General features: G+C 59.5%; 16 protein-coding genes. 14 read left to right on the top strand and 2 right to left on the bottom strand.

The features are described from left to right. Positions 1–82: 82 nt before the first annotated feature. The gene (locus FEZ21_RS02165) at positions 83–1,120 is read right to left on the bottom strand and encodes a S8 family peptidase (RefSeq protein ID WP_127195766.1); all 1,038 of its coding nucleotides are present in this window, start codon (positions 1,118–1,120) and stop codon (positions 83–85) included. Between the two features lie 260 nt (positions 1,121–1,380). Between FEZ21_RS02165 and FEZ21_RS02160 the strand changes: the two genes are divergently transcribed. Then, positions 1,381–3,324, top strand: a complete 1,944-nt coding sequence (locus FEZ21_RS02160; protein ID WP_160626354.1) for an ATP-dependent DNA helicase RecQ — start codon at positions 1,381–1,383, stop codon at positions 3,322–3,324. 65 nt (positions 3,325–3,389) lie between these two features. On the opposite strand, the gene FEZ21_RS02155 is transcribed toward FEZ21_RS02160, so the two are convergent. Next, complete coding sequence (locus FEZ21_RS02155) at positions 3,390–4,754, bottom strand: formimidoylglutamate deiminase (protein WP_127195693.1); 1,365 nt, start codon at positions 4,752–4,754, stop codon at positions 3,390–3,392. A gap of 145 nt (positions 4,755–4,899) precedes the next feature. Between FEZ21_RS02155 and hutC the strand changes: the two genes are divergently transcribed. From hutC to FEZ21_RS02090, 13 genes are all read left to right on the top strand, one after another. After that, entirely contained in the window at positions 4,900–5,610 is a 711-nt protein-coding gene (gene hutC / locus FEZ21_RS02150; protein WP_165439545.1) for a histidine utilization repressor, read from the top strand. Beyond that, positions 5,607–6,185 carry a HutD family protein gene (locus tag FEZ21_RS02145; RefSeq protein ID WP_003438691.1) on the top strand — a complete coding sequence of 193 codons (579 nt, stop codon included), beginning with the start codon at positions 5,607–5,609 and terminating at the stop codon, positions 6,183–6,185. Before hutC ends, FEZ21_RS02145 begins: the two co-directional genes overlap by 4 nt. Positions 6,186–6,531: 346 nt before the next feature. Next, a complete protein-coding gene (hutU, locus tag FEZ21_RS02140) occupies positions 6,532–8,229 on the top strand; it encodes a urocanate hydratase (protein WP_060781838.1) in 1,698 nt (565 codons plus the stop codon). Positions 8,230–8,369: 140 nt separating this feature from the next. After that, a complete protein-coding gene (locus tag FEZ21_RS02135; protein ID WP_160626352.1) occupies positions 8,370–9,839 on the top strand; it encodes a cytosine permease in 1,470 nt (489 codons plus the stop codon). Between the two features lie 69 nt (positions 9,840–9,908). Next, complete coding sequence (hutH, locus tag FEZ21_RS02130) at positions 9,909–11,441, top strand: histidine ammonia-lyase (RefSeq protein WP_003438698.1); 1,533 nt, start codon at positions 9,909–9,911, stop codon at positions 11,439–11,441. A gap of 74 nt (positions 11,442–11,515) precedes the next feature. After that, entirely contained in the window at positions 11,516–12,916 is a 1,401-nt protein-coding gene (locus FEZ21_RS02125) for an amino acid permease (protein WP_010656302.1), read from the top strand. Between the two features lie 27 nt (positions 12,917–12,943). Next, positions 12,944–14,149, top strand: coding sequence for an imidazolonepropionase (gene hutI / locus FEZ21_RS02120; protein ID WP_003438703.1), 1,206 nt, complete (start codon positions 12,944–12,946; stop codon positions 14,147–14,149). Between the two features lie 11 nt (positions 14,150–14,160). Next, positions 14,161–14,961: an N-formylglutamate deformylase gene (gene hutG, locus FEZ21_RS02115; RefSeq protein WP_160626350.1), complete on the top strand. Its 801-nt coding sequence runs from the start codon at positions 14,161–14,163 to the stop codon at positions 14,959–14,961. A gap of 148 nt (positions 14,962–15,109) precedes the next feature. After that, entirely contained in the window at positions 15,110–16,081 is a 972-nt protein-coding gene (pip, locus tag FEZ21_RS02110) for a prolyl aminopeptidase (RefSeq protein WP_003438707.1), read from the top strand. Beyond that, entirely contained in the window at positions 16,078–16,515 is a 438-nt protein-coding gene (gene dtd, locus FEZ21_RS02105; RefSeq protein ID WP_010656300.1) for a D-aminoacyl-tRNA deacylase, read from the top strand. Before pip ends, dtd begins: the two co-directional genes overlap by 4 nt. 231 nt (positions 16,516–16,746) lie before the next feature. Further along, the gene (locus tag FEZ21_RS02100) at positions 16,747–18,468 is read left to right on the top strand and encodes a glucan biosynthesis protein G (RefSeq protein ID WP_010656299.1); all 1,722 of its coding nucleotides are present in this window, start codon (positions 16,747–16,749) and stop codon (positions 18,466–18,468) included. Then, positions 18,461–21,013, top strand: a complete 2,553-nt coding sequence (mdoH, locus tag FEZ21_RS02095; RefSeq protein WP_003438715.1) for a glucans biosynthesis glucosyltransferase MdoH — start codon at positions 18,461–18,463, stop codon at positions 21,011–21,013. Before FEZ21_RS02100 ends, mdoH begins: the two co-directional genes overlap by 8 nt. Positions 21,014–21,288: 275 nt before the next feature. After that, entirely contained in the window at positions 21,289–22,086 is a 798-nt protein-coding gene (locus tag FEZ21_RS02090; RefSeq protein ID WP_003438717.1) for a transporter substrate-binding domain-containing protein, read from the top strand. Positions 22,087–22,125: the final 39 nt, after the last annotated feature.

Raw genomic sequence — 22,125 nt, 5'->3', positions numbered from 1 at the left:
ATCGGCTTTGGGTGAGCAGCAAAATACCTCAAGACGGTACGCAGGCCCATGGGTCTTTAGCCAGTGGGCCGACGTCCTCACTTTACTGGCCGGGGGCGGGACGCGAAGCGGCCTCCAGATCCATCAAGCCTTGCCCGTAAGCTTCGCTGTTGGCATAGATGCCGCTGCGATTGGCCGTGCTGAGCAAGCGCTCGCGCAACTGTTGCGGGGTCATCTGCGGGTAACGGCTTTGCAGGGCTGCCAGGGCGCCGCTGACCAGCGCCGCGGCAGGAGAGGTTCCGATAGTCGGTCCATAGCTGCCGTCCTCGCGTGTGGTGAGCAAGCCATCCCCGCTGTCGCCCCCGGGTACTGCAATACACCAGCGTGCTGCCAGACCGCAGTAGTTGGATTTCTGGTTGATGGCAGTGCCGTCGCTCTTGAGGGCCATTACCGCAATCCAGCCGGGTTCCAGTTCGGGGTACAGCGCGGGCAGGCCCGGTTCGGCGAGGGGTTCGCGCTTGACTTCATTACCGGTGGAAAACACCAAGACGGCGCCGTCCGCCACCAGCTTTTTGGCAGCCGCCAGGGAGTCGCCCATCAGGCGTTCATAAATAATGGCTTCATTGGTGTTGGCTTCAATCGGGTTGGCCCATGAGTTGCTGATGATTTGTGCGCCCTTGTCATGGCTGAGTTGCCACGCCCGGGCAATTTCAGTGTCGAAATAGAACGGCTCCTTGTCGTCGCCAAAGCGCATGGGGATCAGTTGGGCGTTGAAGGCAATGCCATGCATGCCTTTGTCGTCTTTGTTGGCGGCGATAATGCCGGCCATTTGTGTCCCGTGGCCCTTGATGTCGACGGTGCCCGGTTGCTTGCGCACAAAGTCATGGCCGGGGTCGGCAATACGCCCCCGGAACTCGGAAAGGGTGTCGTTCATGCCCGAGTCAATCAAGGCAACCTTGACGTTCTGGCCGGTGCCGCCCCGGGCATAGAGCGTCGAGGCCTTGACCACCGGCAGGGCTTTCTGTGCGAGGTATTCAGTTGTTTCAAAGACACTTGTGTCCAGTTCCGGCGGCGCGGGCGCTGGTGTGACGCAGCCCAAAAGGAGCACGGGCAGGACGAGCAGAGTGGTGCGCTGCAGCATGGAAACCGATGCTTTATTCCGGTGATGGGGTAACGCCTCAGGCATGGGTGGGTCCTTTTGTAGATAAATTCCATGGTTAATACCCGTGGTGTCGCTGCGTGCGGCAGGTCGGGTCAGGCGTGTTAATGTCTGTGGTTTTGTCCAGGCGTGCAGGTTTTCTCTGTATCAATTTGTGGCGTCAAGCCTGCTGCCTTTTCTCGATCGACTGCACGGCTCGGGTTAGAGTTTTGCGCTTTGCAGCGGTCAATGGAGTGACAGTTATGCACAACACCCTGGAACAGGTTTTCGGTTATCCACAGTTTCGTGACGGGCAAGAGGCGGCGATCAGTGCCGTGCTGGCCGGGCGTTCTGCGGCCGCGATTTTTCCGACGGGCTCGGGCAAGTCGCTGTGCTACCAGCTGCCGGCCTTGCTGCTGCCGCACCTGACGCTGGTGGTGTCGCCGCTGCTGGCGCTGATGCAGGACCAGTTGGCGTTTTTACAGCGCCATGGCATTGCCGCCGCCAGCATTGATTCGGCGCAAAGCCGTTATGACGCCAGTGCGGTCATGGCCCGGGCCAAAGCGGGCGAATTGAAGATCCTGATGATTTCGGTTGAGCGCCTGAAGAACGAGCGTTTTCGCAATTTTTTGCAGCAGGTGCCGATTTCGTTACTGGTTGTGGACGAGGCCCACTGTATCTCCGAGTGGGGGCATAACTTTCGCCCGGACTACTTGAAGCTGCCGGACTACCAGCGTCAGTTCAACATCCCGCAAGCCTTGCTGCTCACGGCAACGGCCACGCCCAACGTGATTGCCGACATGCAGAGCAAATTCGCGATCGCCGAGGCGGATGTGATCACCACCGGTTTCTATCGCGCCAACCTCAACCTGTGGGTCGAGCCGGTCACCGGGGCCGCCAAGCGCCAGCGCCTGGTGCAATGGATGGGCGAGCGCAGCGGCCAGCCGAGCATTGTCTACGTCACCCTGCAAAAGACTGCGGAGCAGATCGCCGCGCATCTGAACCAGAACGGCATCAGCGCCAACGCTTATCACGCCGGTTTGCCCCACGATCAGCGCGAGGGCATTCAACGTCAGTTCATGGGCGGGCAATTGAATTGCATCGTGGCCACCATCGCCTTTGGCATGGGCATCGATAAAAGCGACATCCGCAACGTAGTGCATTTCGACTTGCCCAAGTCGATCGAAAACTACAGTCAGGAAATCGGTCGCGCCGGGCGTGATGGCCAGCCATCGGACTGCCTGGTTCTGGCCAATCGTGACAGTCTCAACGTGCTGGAAAATTTTGTGTACGGCGACACCCCAGAGTTGCAGGGCATCCGCTGTGTGCTTGAAGAACTGCGTGCAGCCATCCCCGAAGGGCAGTGGGAATTCTTGCTGGGGCCTTTGGCCGATCAGAGCAATATTCGCCAGCTTCCGCTCAAGACCCTGCTGGTGCAGCTGGAATTGCGTGGCCTGATTGCTCCGCGCTATGCGTATTTTGCCGAGTACCGTTTCAAGTTCCTGATTGAGCCCGATGCACTGCTGGCCAGATTCGAGGGTGAGCGCCAGCAGTTTGTCTCGGCCATTATCCAGACCTCCAGTCGTGCCCGCACCTGGGCCACGGTCAATTTCGACACCCTGTACAGCCAGCATCAGGCCGACCGTAACCGGGTGGTCAAAGCGCTGGATTATTTCCAGGAAAAGGGCTGGATCGAGCTTGAAAGCAAACAGATGACCGAGGTTTACAGCCTGTTGCTGACAGAGTTTGACGTCGAGGCGCTGAGCCTGGAGCTGCATGAGTACTTCACAGCCCATGAGCGTGGCGAGATTGTGCGCATTCACGCCATGTTGGCATTGTTCGCCAGTGACACCTGCCTGAGCTATCGCCTGGCGCACTACTTCGGTGACGGGCAGGCACCGCAACAATGCGGGCATTGCTCGGTGTGTGCCGGGCAGGTCGCGCACTTGCCTGAACCCCCCGCGCTGGCGCCGCTTGTGGATAAAAACTTTGAAGCGCTGTGCGCTGCTTTTATCCACAGGCATCAGGAATTCACCGCAAGTTATCCCCCGCCGGAACGCCTGACCCGGTTTTTATGCGGGATCAGCGTGCCGTTGTTTACCAAAATGAAAGCCCGGGGGATTACCGGGTTTGCGGCATTGGAAAACTACCCCTATGCCGAGGTGCGGGAATGGGCCGCACAACATCAAGGCCCAGAGTCATTGTAGGAGCGAGCTGTCGGCGGTTGAAAGAGCTCGCGAGCAAGCTCGCTCCTACAGGCAACCTCGCTCCGTCAGCCCAACAGCTCGCGCAATACCCGGGTGAAGTCGCGGCAGCTGGCTTCTTCATCGGCGTGATGGCCGTCGCGGACCACCCACTGGCCATTCACCAGTACGTCGCGCACCTGGCGGTCGCCACCGGCAAACAACCAGCGATTGAGAATGGCGTCGTCCTGGGCAGTGGCCAGGTACGGGTCTTTGCCGTCGAGCACCAGCCAGTCTGCGCGCTGGCCTACGGCCAGACCTGCTACCGGCTGGCCCATCGCCTGGGCGCCGCCAGCCAGGGCCGCGTCGTACAGTGTGCGCCCGACCATGGGCTGATCGCTGCGATACAGCCGGTTGCGGCGTTGGTCACGCAAGCGCTGGCCGTATTCCAGCCAGCGCAACTCTTCGACCACACTCAATGACACGTGGCTGTCCGAGCCAATCCCCAGGCGACCGCCCCGGGCCAGGTAATCCACCGCCGGAAAGATCCCGTCACCCAGGTTGGCTTCAGTGGTCAGGCACAAACCAGCCACCGCTTTGCTTTGTGCCATCAGACGTACTTCATCCGCATCGGCATGGGTGGCGTGTACCAGGCACCAGCGCTGGTCAACCTCGACGTTGTCATACAGCCACTGGATAGGGCGCTTGCCGCTCCAGACCAGGCAGTCGTCGACTTCCTTTTGCTGCTCGGCGATATGGATATGCACCGGGCAGGTGGTGTCGCTGGCAGCCAGTACATCGTGGATCTGTTGCGGGGTCACGGCGCGCAACGAGTGGAAACACAGGCCCAGGTTCTGGGCCGGTTGTTGTGCCAGCAGCGGCTTTAACTGTTGCTGAAGTTGCAGGTATTGCTCGGTGCTGTTGATAAAGCGTCGCTGACCCTCATTGGGCGCCTGGCCGCCGAAACCGGCGTGGCTGTACAGCACAGGGAGCAGGGTCAGGCCAATCCCGCTCGAACGGGCCGCTTCGCTGATGCGCAGTGCCAGCTCTGCCGGGTTGGCATAGGGCTGGCCCGTGAGGTCATGGTGAACGTAATGAAACTCGGCAACCGAGGTGTAGCCGGCCTTGAGCATTTCTATATACAGCTGCCGGGCAATGACGCCGAGCTGTTCGGGGCTGATTTTGCCGACCAGCCGATACATCAGGTCGCGCCAGGTCCAGAAACTGTCATCGGGATTGCCCGCGACTTCGGCCAGCCCGGCCATGGCGCGCTGGAACGCGTGCGAGTGCAGGTTCGGCATGCCCGGCAGCAGCGGGCCACTCAAGCGTTCGGCGCCGTGGGCGTCGGCATTGGCCTGGATGCGGGTCAGGCGGCCATCGGCACCCACCTCGATTCGGACATTGGTCGCCCAGCCTGTAGGTAACAGCGCACGCTCGGCAAAGAAGACGGACATTGGTTCGGCATCCCATGGTTTGTTATTTGTATATACATATACAGACGTTTGCCTGCTCGGTAAACTCCGGCAATCTAAGCCCCTAACTCATAAACAAGGATTGCCTGTGTCGACTCCGCCTGTCGTGTCCCCGCTGGCCGCCCACATGGGCGATAGCCCGGCCCCGCTATACGCCCGTGTAAAGCAGATGATCACCCAGCAAATCCAGAGCGGGAACTGGCCTCCGCATTACCGCGTGCCCTCTGAAAGCGAACTGGTCAGCCAGTTGGGCTTCAGCCGCATGACCATCAACCGTGCGCTGCGTGAAATGACCGCCGACGGCCTGCTGGTGCGCATGCAAGGTGTCGGCACCTTTGTCGCCGAGCCCAAAACCCAGTCGGCCTTGTTTGAAGTGAATAACATTGCCGATGAAATCGCCGCTCGCGGGCACCGGCACTCCTGCAAGGTGATCAGCCTGGGTGAAGAGCTTGCCGGTTCAGAGCGCGCGGCCGTGCTCGACATGCGCGAAGGGCAGAAGGTGTTTCACTCATTGATCGTGCATTACGAAAACGAAATTGCCGTGCAAATTGAGGACCGTTTCGTCAATGCCCAGGTGGCGCCGGACTACTTGAAGCAAGACTTCACTTTGCAAACGCCCTACGCCTACCTGTCCCAGGTCGCACCCCTGACCGAGGGTGAGCACATTGTCGAAGCGATTCTGGCTGACTCCCAAGAGTGCAAACTGCTGCAAATCGAACCCGGCGAACCCTGCTTGCTGATCCGCCGCCGCACCTGGTCCGGGCGTCAGCCTGTTACCGCCGCCCGGTTGATCCACCCCGGTTCCCGCCATCGCCTGGAAGGACGCTTCAGTAAATGAATGAATTGAAAGTTTTACGCGCTGTTGATTACCCGCGCATGCCGTGGAAAAACGGCGGCGGCAGCACCGAAGAAATTACCCGTGACGCCGGGGAAGGCCTTGAAGGTTTCGGCTGGCGCCTGTCGATTGCCGATATTGGTGAGTCGGGCGGATTTTCCCGCTTCGATGGCTATCAGCGAATTATCAGCGTGCTGCAAGGCGCGGGCATGAACCTGCAGGTCGATGGCGCCAGCACCCGGGCCCTGTTGCCGTTCGATGCCTATGCATTCAAAGGTGACAGCGCGGTCAGTTGCACCTTGATTGACGGACCAATCCGCGACTTCAACCTGATCTACGCCCCGGATCGTTACAGTGCGCGCCTGCAGTGGCTGGACGCGGTAACACCGCAGCGTTTCTTCAGCTCGGCCCGGACCCTGCTGGTTTTCGCTGTCGATGAGCAAGTCCATGTCTGCCCGGGTAACACTCAGCAGCAACATCTGGGGCGTTATGACTGCCTGCAGCTGAACGACAACAGTGAACTGCTGGAAATCACGGTAACCGGCCGCTGCTGTGTGATTGAGTTGAGCGGGATCTAAGCCGCACATACACCTCTGTAGGAGCGAGCTCTTGAATGCGGCCACCAAGAGCTCGCTCCTGCAAGGTTTGAGTCATTGCTGCGCCCCATCTTGTTACCGAACGCCCCAAAAAGACGCAAAACCCCCGCTTCAGTAACATCCCTGCGCTTTGCCCTTTACTCCCTGCAAAAAAATCCTTCGTCCCTCATCGCCTTGATTTTCGTGGCTTGCAGCTTTGAATACTGAAATTTCACGGGCTGATATCGCACCTTGGCCGCTTACTTGCATATGCTTGTATGTACAAGTACATAAGTGTGCGTCGACCCTCTTGTCCCCGACGCATCTGCCCATCGCTGAGGAGTTACCCGTGACTTCAACTACCCCTAAATCGCCAGCTGCGTTTACCCGTCATCGTGATGGTGAAATCCGCGCCGCCCGCGGTACCCAGCTCACTGCCAAAAGCTGGATGACCGAAGCTCCGCTGCGGATGTTGATGAACAACCTCGACCCGCAAGTGGCCGAGAACCCGACCGAACTGGTGGTATATGGCGGTATTGGGCGTGCAGCGCGTAACTGGGAGTGCTACGACAAAATCGTCGAAAGCCTGACCAACCTCAACGACGACGAAACCCTGCTGGTGCAGTCGGGCAAGCCGGTCGGCGTGTTCAAGACCCACAGCAACGCGCCGCGGGTACTGATCGCCAACTCCAACCTGGTACCGCACTGGGCCACCTGGGAACACTTCAACGAACTCGACGCCAAAGGCCTGGCCATGTACGGCCAGATGACCGCCGGCAGCTGGATCTACATCGGCAGCCAGGGCATCGTGCAAGGCACCTACGAAACCTTCGTCGAAGCCGGCCGTCAGCATTACAACGGCAGCCTTAAAGGCAAGTGGGTACTGACCGCAGGCCTGGGCGGCATGGGTGGTGCGCAGCCACTGGCCGCGACCCTGGCGGGTGCCTGCTCGTTGAACATCGAATGCCAGCAGAGCCGCATCGACTTCCGTCTGGCCACCCGCTATGTCGACGAGCAAGCCGTCGACCTGGACGACGCCTTGGTCCGTATCGCGAAATACACCGCTGAAGGCAAGGCCATCTCCATAGCCCTGTGCGGGAATGCTGCCGAACTGCTGCCCGAAATGGTCCGTCGTGGTGTGCGCCCGGACATGGTCACCGACCAGACCAGCGCCCACGATCCGCTCAATGGCTACCTGCCAAAAGGCTGGACCTGGGAACAGTACCGCGACCGCGCCGTGACCGATCCGGCTGCCGTGGTCAAAGCCGCCAAGGCTTCGATGGGCGAACACGTTGAAGCCATGCTGGCGTTCCAGAAGGCCGGCATTCCAACCTTCGACTACGGCAACAACATTCGTCAAATGGCCAAAGAAGTCGGCGTTGAAAACGCCTTCGACTTCCCGGGATTCGTACCGGCCTATATACGTCCACTGTTCTGCCGCGGTGTAGGCCCGTTCCGTTGGGTTGCTCTGTCTGGCGATGCAGAAGACATCTACAAGACCGATGCCAAGGTCAAAGAGCTGATCGCCGACGACGCGCATCTGCATAACTGGCTGGACATGGCACGCGAACGCATCAGCTTCCAGGGTCTGCCGGCGCGTATCTGCTGGGTTGGCCTGGGCCAGCGCGCCAAGCTGGGCCTGGCGTTCAACGAAATGGTGCGTAGCGGCGAACTGAAAGCGCCGATCGTGATCGGCCGCGATCACCTGGACTCCGGTTCAGTGTCGAGCCCGAACCGCGAAACCGAATCGATGAAAGATGGCTCGGATGCCGTATCCGACTGGCCACTGCTCAACGCCTTGCTCAACACCGCCAGTGGCGCGACCTGGGTGTCCTTGCACCACGGCGGCGGCGTAGGCATGGGCTTCTCGCAGCACTCGGGCATGGTGATTGTGTGTGATGGCACCGACGAAGCCGCTGAGCGCATTGCCCGCGTGTTGCACAACGACCCGGCCACCGGCGTGATGCGCCATGCCGATGCCGGCTACGACATCGCCATCGACTGCGCCAACGAACAGGGCCTGAACCTGCCGATGATTAACGGCTGATCCGGCTGGCAGCAATAAATGTGGGCGCTGGCTTGCCAGCGATCAGAGCACCTCGCAATGACTGATGCAGTGAGGTGTTTGCATCGCTGGCGAGCCAAATTCAGAGCACATCCCGTTTTCCTTTATTTGAGGTGGGGCACATGGCTGTTAATGATGATCGTGCAGGCGCAACACCGCTGATCGAAAAACGCTCGATCGACTACATTCCCGAGTCCGAGCGTCATGGTCGGCTCATCAGTCAATTCACTTTGTGGCTGGGAGCCAACTTGCAGATCACGGCGATTGTGACGGGCGCGCTGGCCGTGGTGCTGGGCGGCGATGTGTTCTGGTCGCTGATCGGCCTGTTTGTCGGGCAATTGCTCGGTGGCGCGGTAATGGCGCTGCACGGTGCCCAGGGTCCGCAACTGGGTTTGCCGCAGATGATCTCCAGCCGTGTGCAGTTCGGGGTGTATGGCGCGGTGGTGCCGCTGGTGCTGGTGTGCCTGATGTATATCGGGTTTTCGGCCAGCGGCTCGCTGCTGGCCGGTCAAGCGATTGCCCAGTTGCTGCATGTTGAAGACTGGATCGGCATTGTCGCCTTTGCCGGTTTTATCGTGATCCTGACCATCTTCGGTTACCGGGTGATTCACGGCATTGGCCGGATCGCCAGTGTGCTGGGGGTGATTGCCTTCATCTATCTGTTCTACAAACTGCTGGCCGGCAATGACATTGGCGCGCTGTTGGCCAACAAGCATTTCTCCATCAGTAGCTTTTTGCTGGCGATCTCGTTGTCCGCCTCGTGGCAAATTGCGTTTGGCCCCTATGTGGCGGATTACTCGCGCTACCTGCCGAGCAAAACTTCACCGGTCAAAACCTTTTGGGCGATCAGTCTGGGTTCCGTCATTGGTGCCCAGATTGCCATGGTGTTCGGCGTTCTGGCTGCCGCTCTGGCGGGCTCGCAATTCGCCCACCACGAAGTGTCGTTCATTGTCGGACTGGGCGGCACCGGCATTGTGGCGGCGTTGCTGTATTTCGCCGTGGCCTTCGGCAAGGTGACGATCACCACGCTCAATGCCTACGGCAGTTTCATGTCCATCGCCACCATCGTCAGCGGCTTTCGCGGCAGCCGGCGGATTCCCGGTGGCGTGCGCCTGCTCTACATCCTGGTGATGGTCGCCATGGCCACCACCCTGGCTCTGTTGGGCAAAGACTCGTTCCTCAAGGATTTCTCCGCTTTTATCCTGTTCCTGCTGGCGTTTTTTACGCCCTGGAGCGCGATCAACCTGGTGGATTTCTACTGCATTACCAAAGAACGCTACGACATCCCGGCGCTGTCCAACCCCGAGGGTCGATATGGCCGCTGGAACCGGGTTGGCTTGAGCGTCTATGTGTTTGGCGTGCTGATTCAAATGCCTTTTATGTCGACCCATTTTTACACCGGCCCGCTGGTGGATAGCCTGGGCGGCACCGATATCTCCTGGATCATCGGTCTGGTCGTGCCTGCAGCCCTGTATTACTGGGCTGCAAGGAAGTGGGCGCGGCCGGTTCCCGAGCACCTGATTTTACCGGCCCAAACCCATGCGCCCGCCCATACGGCAGCTGTGCTGCCCGTAGTGCCGGCGACGATTTAGCCTGCAAACATCAATTTGAAAAAGCCCGCAGTGACTGGCAGCCAACAAGAATTTCAAAGGAGCATTAATGTGAACCGTTTAAACCTGATCCCCGGTCAACTGAGCCTTGCCCAACTGCGTGACATTTATCAGCAGCCGGTAACCCTCAGTCTGGACGAAAGCGCTTCGGCGCAGATTGATGCCAGCGTGGCCTGCGTCGAGCAAATCCTTGCCGAGAACCGCACCACCTATGGCATCAATACCGGTTTTGGTTTGTTGGCTTCGACAAAAATTGCCAGCGAAGACCTGGAAAACCTCCAGCGCTCGCTGGTGCTGTCCCATGCGGCCGGTATCGGCGAGCCGTTGAGCGATGACATGGTGCGCCTGATCATGGTGCTCAAGGTCAACAGCCTGAGCCGTGGTTTCTCCGGTATTCGCCGCGTAGTGATCGACGCCTTGATCGCCTTGATCAATGCCCAGGTTTATCCGCACATCCCGCTAAAAGGCTCGGTGGGTGCATCGGGCGATCTGGCGCCTTTGGCCCATATGTCCCTGGTGCTGCTGGGCGAAGGCAAGGCGCGCTACAAAGGTCAATGGCTGGATGCCGTTGCGGCCTTGAAGCAGGCTGGCCTTGAGCCGCTGACCCTGGCGGCCAAGGAAGGGCTGGCCTTGCTCAACGGCACTCAGGTGTCGACTGCCTACGCGCTGCGCGGCCTGTTTGAAGGTGAAGACCTGTTTGCCGCCGCCATGGCCTGCGGCGGCCTGACGGTGGAAGCGGTACTGGGTTCGCGCTCGCCGTTCGACCCGCGCATTCATGCCGCACGTGGCCAGCGCGGGCAAATCGACGCCGCTGCGATCTACCGTGATCTGCTGGGCACCAGCAGCGAAGTGTCCGAGTCGCACAAAAACTGCGACAAGGTGCAAGACCCGTACTCCCTGCGTTGCCAGCCGCAAGTGATGGGTGCCTGCCTGACCCAGTTCCGCCAGGCCGCCGAAGTGCTGGGCATTGAGGCCAACGCCGTATCGGACAACCCGCTGGTGTTTGCCGAGCAGGGCGACGTGATCTCGGGCGGCAACTTCCACGCCGAGCCGGTTGCCATGGCGGCCGACAACATGGCCCTGGCCATTGCAGAAATCGGTTCGCTGAGCGAGCGCCGTATCTCGTTGATGATGGACAAGCACATGTCGCAACTGCCGCCGTTCCTGGTGGCCAATGGCGGCGTCAACTCCGGCTTCATGATCGCTCAGGTAACGGCTGCGGCCCTGGCCAGCGAGAACAAGGCACTGGCCCATCCCCATAGCGTCGACAGCATTCCCACCTCGGCCAACCAGGAAGACCACGTCTCGATGGCTCCGGCTGCAGGCAAGCGTCTGTGGGAAATGGCCGAGAACACCCGTGGCGTGCTGGCGGTCGAGTGGCTGGCGGCGTGCCAGGGGCTTGATCTGCGTGATGGACTGAAAACCTCGGTCAAGCTTGAAATTGCCCGTACCACTTTGCGTAGCAAGGTCGCGTTCTACGAAAAAGACCGCTTCTTCGCCCCGGATATCGAAGCCGCCATGCAGTTGCTGGCCTCGCGCTGTCTGAATGAGCTGGTGCCTGCCAACGTTCTTCCAAGCCTGTAACCCAAAAAACGCAGAGCGCTCGTTGAGCGCTCTGCGTATCTGTTTTCGCCGACAAAAATAACTAGGGACGCGAAATGCAAAGTCAAACTCAAGGTTTGAAGCGCGGGCTATCGGCCCGTCACATCCGTTTTATGGCGCTGGGTTCAGCGATCGGAACGGGTCTTTTTTATGGTTCAGCCGCTGCCATCCAAATGGCTGGACCTGCTGTGCTGCTGGCGTACCTGATTGGTGGCGCCGCGGTCTTCATGGTGATGCGCGCACTGGGGGAAATGGCCGTGCGCGATCCGGTGTCCGGCTCGTTCGGTCATTACGCCAGTACCTACCTGGGGCCGATGTCCGGCTTTATCCTCGGCTGGACCTATGCCTTCGAGATGATCATCGTGTGTCTGGCCGATATCACCGCCTTCGGTATCTATATGGGCTTCTGGTTTCCCGAAGTGGCGCGCTGGATCTGGGTGCTGGGCATCGTGCTGCTGATCGGCGGGTTGAATTTGTGCAGCGTCAAAGTCTTCGGTGAAATGGAGTTCTGGCTGTCGCTGCTCAAAGTTGCCGCCATTGTGGCAATGATTCTGGGCGGTTTCGGCATCATGCTGTTTGGCATCGGAACCTCCAGCACGGACGCAGCAGCAACCGGGATCAGCAATCTCTGGGCCTATGGCGGCTTTATGCCCAACGGCATCGGCGGTTTGATCGCTTCGTTTGCAGTGGTGATGTTTGCGTTTGGCGGCATTGAAATTATCGGCATCACTGCCGGCGAAGCCAAAGACCCGCAGCGCGTCATTCCCAAGGCAATCAACGCGGTCCCGTTGCGGATTTTGCTGTTCTACGTGCTGACCCTGTTTGTGCTGATGGCCATTTACCCATGGACCCAGATTGGCAGCCAGGGCAGTCCGTTTGTGCAGATTTTCGACAGCCTGGGCATCAGTTCGGCGGCTACCATCCTCAACATCGTGGTGATTTCGGCAGCCGTGTCGGCAATCAACAGCGACATCTTCGGCGCAGGCCGCATGATGTTCGGTCTGGCCCAGCAGGGGCAGGCGCCTAAAGGCTTTGCCAAAATCTCCCGTCACGGTGTGCCGTGGATGACCGTTCTGGTCATGGGGGTCACACTTTTGGCCGGGGTGCTGCTTAACTACCTGATCCCGGAAAACATCTTCCTGGTTATCGCCTCGATTGCGACCTTCGCCACCGTGTGGGTATGGTTGATGATTCTGGTGACCCAGGTAGCCATGCGCCGCTCCATGACCCGTGAACAAGTGGCCGAGCTCAAGTTTCCGGTGCCGTTCTGGCCCTATGCACCCATTGCCGCCATCGTGTTCATGGTGTTTATCTTCGGCGTGCTGGGCTACTTCCCTGAAACTCAGGCGGCGCTGATGGTGGGTGCGGTCTGGATTGTGCTGTTGGTGGTGGCTTACCTGCTGTGGGTAAAACCGGCTGCCGGCGCTGCGGTTGAAGAAGCTCCCGAGCTTTCCTGAGTTTTTGATCATTGACGGAGTGAGCGAATGAAAACCCTGTGGCAACACTGCAATGTCGCGACCATGGCCAATGGCACGTACTCAATCATCGAGGATGCGGCCATCGTGACCCGTGAGGGCTTCATTGAGTGGATCGGCCCGCGTCTGCAATTGCCAGTGGGCGAGTACGCCCGGACCGAAGAACTGCAAGGCGCCTGGGTCACCCCGGGGCTGATCGATTGCCACACGCATACGGTCTTTGGCGGTAACCGCAGCGGCGAGTTCGAGCAGCGCCTGCAAGGTGTGAGCTATGCCGAAATCGCCGCGGCCGGTGGTGGCATTGCCAGTACCGTGCGGGCGACCCGTGCTGCCAGTGAAGATGAGTTGTTTGCCAGTGCCCGTCAGCGTCTGACCTGTCTGTTGCGAGACGGTGTGACCAGCGTCGAGATCAAGTCCGGTTACGGCCTGAGCCTTGAGAGCGAACGCAAAATCCTGCGGGTGATTCGTCGCCTCGGCCAGGAGTTGCCGGTGACGGTGCGCAGCACCTGTCTGGCGGCCCACGCCTTGCCGCCGGAATACAAAGACCGGGCTGATGACTACATCGAGCATATCTGCAGCGAAATGCTCCCGGCGCTGGCAGCTGAAGGGCTGGTGGATGCGGTGGATGCGTTCTGCGAATACCTGGCGTTTTCCCCTGAACAGGTGGAGCGGGTGTTCAAGGTGGCGCAGGCGCTGGAGTTGCCGGTCAAGCTGCATGCCGAGCAACTGTCGTCCTTGCACGGTTCCAGTCTGGCGGCACGCTATCAGGCGCTGTCGGCGGATCATCTGGAGTTCATGACCGAAGACGACGCCATCGCCATGGCCAAATCGGGCACTGTGGCGGTGCTGTTGCCGGGTGCGTTCTATTTCCTGCGCGAAACTCAACTGCCGCCCATGGATGCCTTGCGCAAACACGGGGTTAAAATCGCCATCGCCAGCGACCTCAACCCCGGCACGTCGCCAGGTCTGTCGCTGCGCCTGATGCTGAACATGGCCTGCACCCTGTTCCGCATGACCCCTGAAGAAGCTCTGGCCGGGGTTACACAGCACGCTGCAACGGCATTGGGCATGGGCCAGACCCACGGTTCGCTGGAACCGGGCAAAGTGGCCGATTTTGTGGCCTGGAACATCGATCGGCCGGCAGACCTGGCCTATTGGCTGGGTGGTGATCTGGATAAACGCGTCGTGCGCAATGGCGCCGACGTTGAGCTTTAGGAGAAACGCTTGTGGATAAGGTTCTGACATTCAAACAGGGTCGCGTGCCATTGCTGATCAGCATGCCCCACGCCGGCCTGAAGCTGACCCCGGCCGTTAAAGCCGGTCTGATTCCCGAAGCACAAAGCCTGCCGGATACCGACTGGCATATCCCGCAGCTTTACGACTTTGCTGCCGATCTGGGGGCCAGCACCCTGGCGGCCGAGTATTCGCGCTTTGTGATTGACCTCAATCGCCCCGAAGACGATGCGCCGATGTACGTGGGGGCAACCACCGGTCTGTTCCCGGCCACACTGTTCGACGGAGTACCCTTGTTTCGCGAGGGGCAGGTGCCGTCGGCGGCAGAACGGGCGACCTATCTGGAGCACATCTGGAAGCCTTACCACCAGACCTTGCAGCAGGAGCTCAAGCGCCTCAAGGATGAGTTTGGCTATGCACTGCTGTTCGACGCGCACTCGATCCGCTCCCGGGTGCCGCACCTGTTTGACGGTCGCCTGCCGGACTTCAACCTGGGGACCTTCAATGGCGCCAGTTGCGACCCGACCCTGGCCAGCGATCTGCAAGCGATCTGCGCCGAGCATCCGGCCTACAGTCACGTGCTGAACGGGCGCTTCAAGGGCGGCCACATCACCCGTCATTACGGTAGCCCTGTGGATAACATCCACGCCGTGCAGCTGGAGCTGGCGCAGAGCACCTACATGGAAGAGTTCGAGCCGTTCAAATATCGCCAGGATCTGGCAGCGCCGACTCAGGAAGTGCTCAAGCAATTGCTGGCGCGGATTATCCAGTGGGGCCAGCAGCGCTACGCTTGACCTGAACCCTGCAGGAGCGAGCTTGCCAATGGATGGAAAAGCTCGCTGCTGCGAGTTTTTCGGCGTATTCATCTGCGCATGCTCATTCCAGCAATCGGGTTTATGATGCCAGACGGCAACATTTTTTCAGCCCCACATGGAGTGCGTAATGCAGACCTTGTTCCCGCAGATCAAACCCTACGCCCGGCATGAACTGGCGGTGGACGAGCCGCATGTGCTCTACATTGATGAAAGTGGCTCCCCGGACGGCTTGCCGGTGCTGTTTGTCCACGGCGGGCCAGGGTCGGGCTGCGATGCCAATAGCCGCTCCTATTTCGATCCCAACCTGTACCGCATCATTACCTTCGATCAGCGCGGTTGCGGGCGTTCGACCCCTCACGCCAGCCTCGAAAACAACACCACCTGGGATCTGGTCACAGATATGGAGCGCATCCGTCTGTACCTGGGTATCGAGCAGTGGGTGGTGTTTGGCGGCTCATGGGGCTCGACCCTGTCGCTGGCGTACGCGCAGACCCATCCCGAACGCGTACAGGGCCTGATCCTGCGCGGAATATTTCTGGCCCGCCCACAAGAAATCGAATGGTTCTATCAGTCGGGTGCCAGCCGGATTTTCCCGGATTACTGGGAAGAGTATGTCGCGCCGATCCCCGAAGAAGAGCGTCATGACCTGCTGACGGCTTTCCATAAGCGCCTGACCGGTAATGACCAGATTGCCCAGATGCATGCGGCCAAGGCGTGGGCGGCCTGGGAGGGGCGTGCTGCTACCTTGCGCCCCAACCCGCAAGTGGTCGACCGCTTCTGCGATCCGCACCGGGCCCTGTCGATTGCCCGGATCGAGTGCCATTACTTCATGAACAATGCGTTTCTGGAGTCCAACCAGCTGATCCGCGACATGCACAAGATTGCCCACCTGCCGGGTGTAATAGTGCACGGTCGTTACGACATGATCTGCCCGCTGGACAATGCCTGGGAGCTGCACAAGAACTGGCCCGACAGCGAGCTGCAAGTGATTCGGGAGGCCGGGCATGTGGCCTCCGAACCCGGTATTACTGACGCGCTGGTGCGTGCCACCGAGCAAATGGCCCGCCGTCTGCTGCGCTTGCAGCCCGACGAAGCATGAAGGGGCTGTTACAGCGGGTCAGCAGCGCACGGGTAGAGGTTGGCGGAGAAACTGTCGGTGCCATCGATCAGGGCTTGCTGGTGCTGGTCGCCGTCGAGCCGGGTGACACCGAAGCCAATGCCGCCAAGTTGCTGCACAAATTGCTCAACTACCGGGTGTTCAGTGATGCCGAGGGCAAAATGAACCTGTCGCTGGCCGATATCGGCGGCGGTTTGCTGCTGGTTTCGCAGTTCACCCTGGCGGCCGATACCAAAAGCGGCCTGCGCCCGAGCTTCTCCACGGCAGCGCCCCCTGCGCAGGCCGAGGCGCTGTTCAATCACCTGTTAAACGATGCCAAACGTCTGCATCCAAATGTCGAATCGGGCCGCTTTGGAGCCGATATGCAGGTGCATTTGGTCAACGACGGCCCGGTTACATTTTTGTTACATACATAAAAACCCGAAAAACCTCGTTTTCGTCCGAAAACAGGGGGTTTTAGCGATAAATACTTGCTGAGACTAGATGCGTTGTAACGCGGCCTACTAGATAATCCTGCGCTACATAGAGTCTTGTCCTACTGTCTTGGGGAATCATTCATCCCTTTGGCTGTCGGAAGAGTGCTCGCCAACCTGGCATTTAGATCGCTGGCCGTTGGTTTCATCATCTGTTTTCGGCGAGGTTTGCTCGTGATTGTTAGTCCAATTAATGCACCAAAAATGTCTGCCAAGCGGTTACGCAACGCACTGGTGACGGGCTCTGCGCTCTTTTGCTTGTTCGGTGCGGGTCAACTGTGGGCATTCAGTCTGGATGACGTGGCGGCCGAGGCGAAGACCCTGGCTGAACAGAAATACCAAGCGCCACGCAGCAATTTGCCTAATGAGTTCCGTGACATGAAGTTCGCGGACTACCAAAAAATTCAGTTCAACCGCGACAAAGCCCAGTGGGCCGGGGATAAAACCCCGTTCAAGTTGTCCTTCTATCACCAGGGCATGCATTTCGACACGCCGGTGAAAATCAATGAAGTGACTGCCACCAAGGTCGAAGAGATCAAGTACGACCCGAGCCGTTTCTCCTTCGGTGACGTCAAGTTCGACCCCAAGGCCACCGAAAATCTCGGCTGGGCCGGTTTCCGCGTGCTGTATCCGATCAACAAGGCGGACAAGCAGGACGAAATCATGACCATGCTCGGCGCGAGCTACTTTCGCGTAGTGGGCAAAGACCAGATCTATGGTCTGTCGGCGCGTGGCATGGCAATCGACACTGCATTGCCATCGGGCGAAGAGTTCCCGCGTTTCACCGAATTCTGGATCGAGAAGCCCAAGCCGAACGACAAGCATCTGGTGATCTTCGCCTTGCTTGACTCGCCGCGTGCGACCGGTGCTTACCGCTTTACCCTGCGTCCGGGCATGGACACAGTGGTGGACGTCAAGGCGCAAATGTTCCTGCGTGACAAAGTGGGCAAGCTGGGCATCGCTCCGCTGACCAGCATGTACCTGTTCGGCGCCAACCAGCCGTCCAAGGTCCTCAACTATCGTCGCGAACTGCACGATTCGTCGGGCCTGGCGATCCATGCCGGCAATGGCGAGTGGATCTGGCGTCCACTGAACAACCCGAAACACCTGTCGGTGAGCAACTTCTCGGTTGAAAACCCGCTGGGCTTTGGCTTGCTGCAACGTGGTCGCGACTTCAGCCACTACGAAGACCTTGATGACCGCTACGACAAGCGCCCGAGCGCCTGGATCGAGCCACAGGGTGATTGGGGCAAGGGCACTGTAAACCTGGTGGAAATTCCGACTGCCGACGAAACCAACGACAACATCGTTGCGTTCTGGAGCCCGGAAACACAGCCAGAGCCGCTCAAGCCGTTTGATTTCGCCTACCGCATGCACTGGACCCTGGATGAGGCTGCCCTGCACCCGACGGACAGCGCGTGGGTCAAGCAGACCTTGCGTTCCACTGGTGACGTCAAGCAGTCCAACCTGATCCGTCAGCCGGATGGCAGTGTGGCGTACCTGGTCGATTTCGAAGGCCCGTCGCTTGCAAAACTGCCTGAAAATACCCCTGTGCGTAGCCAGGTCAGTGTCGGCGACAATGCCGACCTGGTTGAAAACAACGTACGTTACAACCCTGAGACCAAAGGCTGGCGCCTGACCCTGCGGATGAAGATCAAAGACCCGAGCAAGGCCACGGAAATGCGTGCGGCACTGGTCCAGGATGTAGAAACCCCGGCGGCCAAACCTGCAGCGCCTGTCACCAAAGCTGAAAAAGCTGCGGCCAAGGTCAAGGACAAGCAAGAGCACAACGCCAAGGCGCCTGAAGCCGAAGCTGCACCGGCCACGCCAGAACCGGTCAAGACTGAGAAAGTGTTGACCGAGACCTGGAGCTACCAGTTGCCCGCCGATGAGTAACGCTCAAGCCCGGCCAGACTCGCTCGGCGAGTATCTGGCGCACTTGCCACTGAACGATGAGCAGCGCGCCGAACTGGCGAGCTGCACCTCGTTCGCCGAGTTGCACGCGCGTTTGTCGGCGCAATCGGACATCGATGCTGCCGAGGCCGCCCAGGCTTCGGTGGGCACGCGGCTTAACCTGAGTTCGGCAGCTGAGCTCGAGGAAGCAGAAATGCTCGCCCTCGACGCCAGCGGCCGGGTGATGCTCAAGGCCACGCCGCCGATTCGCCGTACCAAAGTGGTGCCCGAGCCGTGGCGGACCAATATTCTGGTGCGTGGCTGGCGTCGTTTGACCGGGCGCAGCAATCCGCCCAAGCCGGTAATCGACGAGCGGGTGCTGCCCAAGGCCCGCTGGCGTACGGTGGGTTCGATCCGCCGTTACATCCTGCTGGTCCTGATGCTGGGTCAGACCATCGTCGCCGGCTGGTACATGAAAGGGATCATGCCGTATCAGGGCTGGGCCTTCGTCGACCTTGATGAGGTGCTGCACCAGCCATTGATGCAGACCGCGCAGCAAGTGCTGCCGTATGCCTTGCAGACCAGCATCCTGATCTTGTTCGGGATTCTGTTCTGCTGGGTTTCGGCGGGTTTCTGGACGGCCTTGATGGGCTTTCTGGAATTGCTGACCGGGCATGACAAATACCGCATTTCCGGTAAAAGTGCCGGCAATGAGCCGATCCCGGAGCAGGCGCGTACGGCGCTGGTGATGCCGATCTGTAACGAAGACGTGACCCGCGTGTTTGCGGGCCTGCGGGCTACGTACGAGTCGGTCGCCGCCACCGGTGATCTGGATCGCTTCGACTTCTTCGTGCTCAGCGACAGTAACGATCCTGATATCTGTGTTGCCGAACAACAGGCCTGGCTGGATGTGTGCCGCGAAACAGAAGGCTTCGGGCGGATTTTCTATCGCCGTCGGCGCCGTCGTGTGAAACGTAAAAGCGGCAACCTCGACGACTTCTGCCGTCGCTGGGGCGGCGATTACAAGTACATGGTGGTGCTCGACGCCGACAGCGTCATGAGCGGCGAATGCCTGACCAGCCTGGTGCGCTTGATGGAAGCCACGCCAGACGCCGGCATCATCCAGACCGCGCCACGGGCGTCGGGTATGGATACCCTGTATGCACGCATGCAGCAGTTTGCGACGCGGGTATACGGGCCGCTGTTTACTGCCGGTTTGCACTTCTGGCAGTTGGGTGAATCCCACTACTGGGGCCACAACGCAATCATCCGCATGAAACCTTTTATCGAGCACTGCGCCCTGGCGCCGCTGCCGGGTAAAGGGGCTTTTGCGGGGGCGATCCTGTCCCACGACTTCGTTGAAGCCGCGTTGATGCGTCGTGCCGGTTGGGGCGTATGGATTGCCTACGACTTGCCGGGCAGCTACGAAGAACTGCCGCCAAACCTGCTGGACGAACTCAAGCGTGACCGTCGCTGGTGTCACGGTAACCTGATGAACTTCCGCCTGTTCCTGGTCAAGGGTATGCACCCGGTGCATCGCGCGGTGTTCCTGACGGGTGTGATGTCGTATCTGTCAGCACCGTTGTGGTTCTTCTTCCTGTTGCTGTCGACGGCCTTGCTGGCGGTCAACACGCTGATGGAACCGCAGTACTTCATGGAACCGCGCCAGTTGTATCCGCTGTGGCCACAATGGCACCCGGACAAGGCTGTGGCGCTGTTTTCGACCACCATCGTGCTGCTGTTCCTGCCTAAATTGCTCAGCATCATTCTGATCTGGGCCAAGGGCGCCAAAGAGTTCGGTGGCAAGTTCAAGGTCACGTTGTCGATGTTGCTGGAAATGCTGTTCTCGATGCTGCTGGCACCGGTGCGCATGATCTTCCACACCCGCTTTGTACTGGCTGCGTTCCTTGGCTGGGCTGCGACCTGGAACTCGCCACAACGCGACGACGACTCCACCCCATGGAGCGAAGCCGTTCGCCGGCATGGCCCGCAAACCCTGCTGGGTGCGGCCTGGGCCGGGTTGGTACTGTGGTTGAACCCGAGTTTTCTGTGGTGGCTGGTGCCGATTGTCGGTTCGCTGATGCTGTCGATTCCGGTGTCGGTGATTTCCAGCCGGGTCAAGCTGGGCCTCAAGTCCCGTGACGAAAGCCTGTTCCTGATTCCTGAGGAATACGCGCCGCCCCGTGAGTTGTCGGCTACCGCCGAGTACACCCACGAGAACCGCTACCGCGCGCTGCATGACGGCTTTGTCCGGGCCGTGGTTGATCCGCAGCAGAACGCCCTGGCCTGTGGCCTGGCGACCTCGCGTCACCGTGCCGCCGAGCCGATTGAATGGCTGCGGGCCGAGCGCGTGCGGCATGCTCTCAAGGTCGGGCCTCAGGGTCTGAACAATAACGAGCGCATGGCGTTGTTGAGCGACCCGGTTGCACTGGGCCGCCTGCATGCGCTGGTATGGAGCGAAGGCCACGAAGACTGGCTGAACGCCTGGCGTGAATCGGTTGCGGCCGATCCTCACGCGCCGTTGCTGCCCCTGCAACCGGCAGCATGATCTAACGCGAGCAACCTGCTCCTGCTTTTGTGGGAGCAGGCTTGTCCGCGATAGCATCGCCAGCAAGCCGGCTGCCACACAGATCACCCGCTATAAATCACACCTGCCTGCACCCCCCCCCCGCCTGTCGCGCTTTTCTATCGCAAAACTCGTCTCATAACCCTTCTGTGAGTTAGCATCCGTCTCCGAATGGGTGAGTGCCCGGCTTTATTGGCTTTTTGAATCGAGCCCGCCGCTGGCCAACACCTTTATAAGCAGGTCGAGGGGAGTTGATGATGAAGAAGTTTCTGTCAAAACTGCTGTGCGGTGTCACTGCACTGCTGGCGGTGAGCGCCGCTCATGCAGGCGCAATCGAGGACGCGGTCAAGCGCGGTACGTTGAAAGTGGGCATGGACCCGACCTACATGCCGTTCGAAATGACTAACAAACGCGGTCAGATCATTGGCTTCGAAGTCGATCTGCTCAAAGCCATGGCCAAGTCCATGGGCGTCAAACTGGAACTGGTGTCCACCGGCTATGACGGCATCATCCCGGCCCTGATGACCAACAAGTTCGACATGATCGGCAGCGGCATGACCCTGACCCAGGAGCGCAACCTGCGCCTCAATTTCAGCGAACCCTTCATTGTTGTGGGCCAGACCCTGCTGATTCGCAAAGAACTGGAAGACAAGGTCAAGTCCTACAAAGACCTCAACGACCCGCAATACCGCCTGACTTCGAAGATCGGCACCACGGGTGAAATCGTCGCCCGCAAACTGATGTCAAAAGCCCAGTACCACGGCTATGACAACGAACCGGAAGCGGTACTGGACGTGGTAAACGGCAAGGCCGATGCGTTTATCTATGACGCCCCGTACAACGTTGTGGCCGTCAACAAGTTCGGTAACGGCAAGCTGGTGTTCCTCGACAAGCCATTCACCTACGAGCCGCTGGCCTTCGGTCTGAAGAAAGGCGACTACGACAGCATCAACTACATCAACAACTTTCTGCACCAGATCCACGAAGACGGCACCTACGATCGCATCCATGACAAGTGGTTCAAAGACACTGCCTGGCTCAAAGACATGGAATAAGGCCGACTCTTCAATCGCGAGCATTTGCGTTAACTCCTG

The organism is Pseudomonas sp. 9.1(2019) (genome assembly GCF_009910445.1).
Classification (GTDB): domain Bacteria; phylum Pseudomonadota; class Gammaproteobacteria; order Pseudomonadales; family Pseudomonadaceae; genus Aquipseudomonas; species Aquipseudomonas paraversuta.
The sequence above is the reverse complement of the archived record's forward strand: the minus strand, read 5'-3'. Positions and strand labels throughout refer to the sequence as shown.

Excerpts from the sequence above, each read along its gene's own strand:
- FEZ21_RS02155 (WP_127195693.1), bottom strand. The coding sequence starts at position 4,754 with ATGTCCGTCTTCTTTGCCGAGCGTGCGCTGTTACCTACAGGCTGGGCG.
- FEZ21_RS02165 (WP_127195766.1), bottom strand. The coding sequence starts at position 1,120 with ATGCTGCAGCGCACCACTCTGCTCGTCCTGCCCGTGCTCCTTTTGGGC.
- dtd (WP_010656300.1), top strand. The coding sequence starts at position 16,078 with ATGAAGGGGCTGTTACAGCGGGTCAGCAGCGCACGGGTAGAGGTTGGC.
- hutI (WP_003438703.1), top strand. The coding sequence starts at position 12,944 with ATGAAAACCCTGTGGCAACACTGCAATGTCGCGACCATGGCCAATGGC.
- FEZ21_RS02090 (WP_003438717.1), top strand. The coding sequence starts at position 21,289 with ATGAAGAAGTTTCTGTCAAAACTGCTGTGCGGTGTCACTGCACTGCTG.
- FEZ21_RS02160 (WP_160626354.1), top strand. The coding sequence starts at position 1,381 with ATGCACAACACCCTGGAACAGGTTTTCGGTTATCCACAGTTTCGTGAC.
- hutC (WP_165439545.1), top strand. The coding sequence starts at position 4,900 with ATGGGCGATAGCCCGGCCCCGCTATACGCCCGTGTAAAGCAGATGATC.
- FEZ21_RS02135 (WP_160626352.1), top strand. The coding sequence starts at position 8,370 with ATGGCTGTTAATGATGATCGTGCAGGCGCAACACCGCTGATCGAAAAA.
- mdoH (WP_003438715.1), top strand. The coding sequence starts at position 18,461 with ATGAGTAACGCTCAAGCCCGGCCAGACTCGCTCGGCGAGTATCTGGCG.
- FEZ21_RS02125 (WP_010656302.1), top strand. The coding sequence starts at position 11,516 with ATGCAAAGTCAAACTCAAGGTTTGAAGCGCGGGCTATCGGCCCGTCAC.
- pip (WP_003438707.1), top strand. The coding sequence starts at position 15,110 with ATGCAGACCTTGTTCCCGCAGATCAAACCCTACGCCCGGCATGAACTG.
- FEZ21_RS02145 (WP_003438691.1), top strand. The coding sequence starts at position 5,607 with ATGAATGAATTGAAAGTTTTACGCGCTGTTGATTACCCGCGCATGCCG.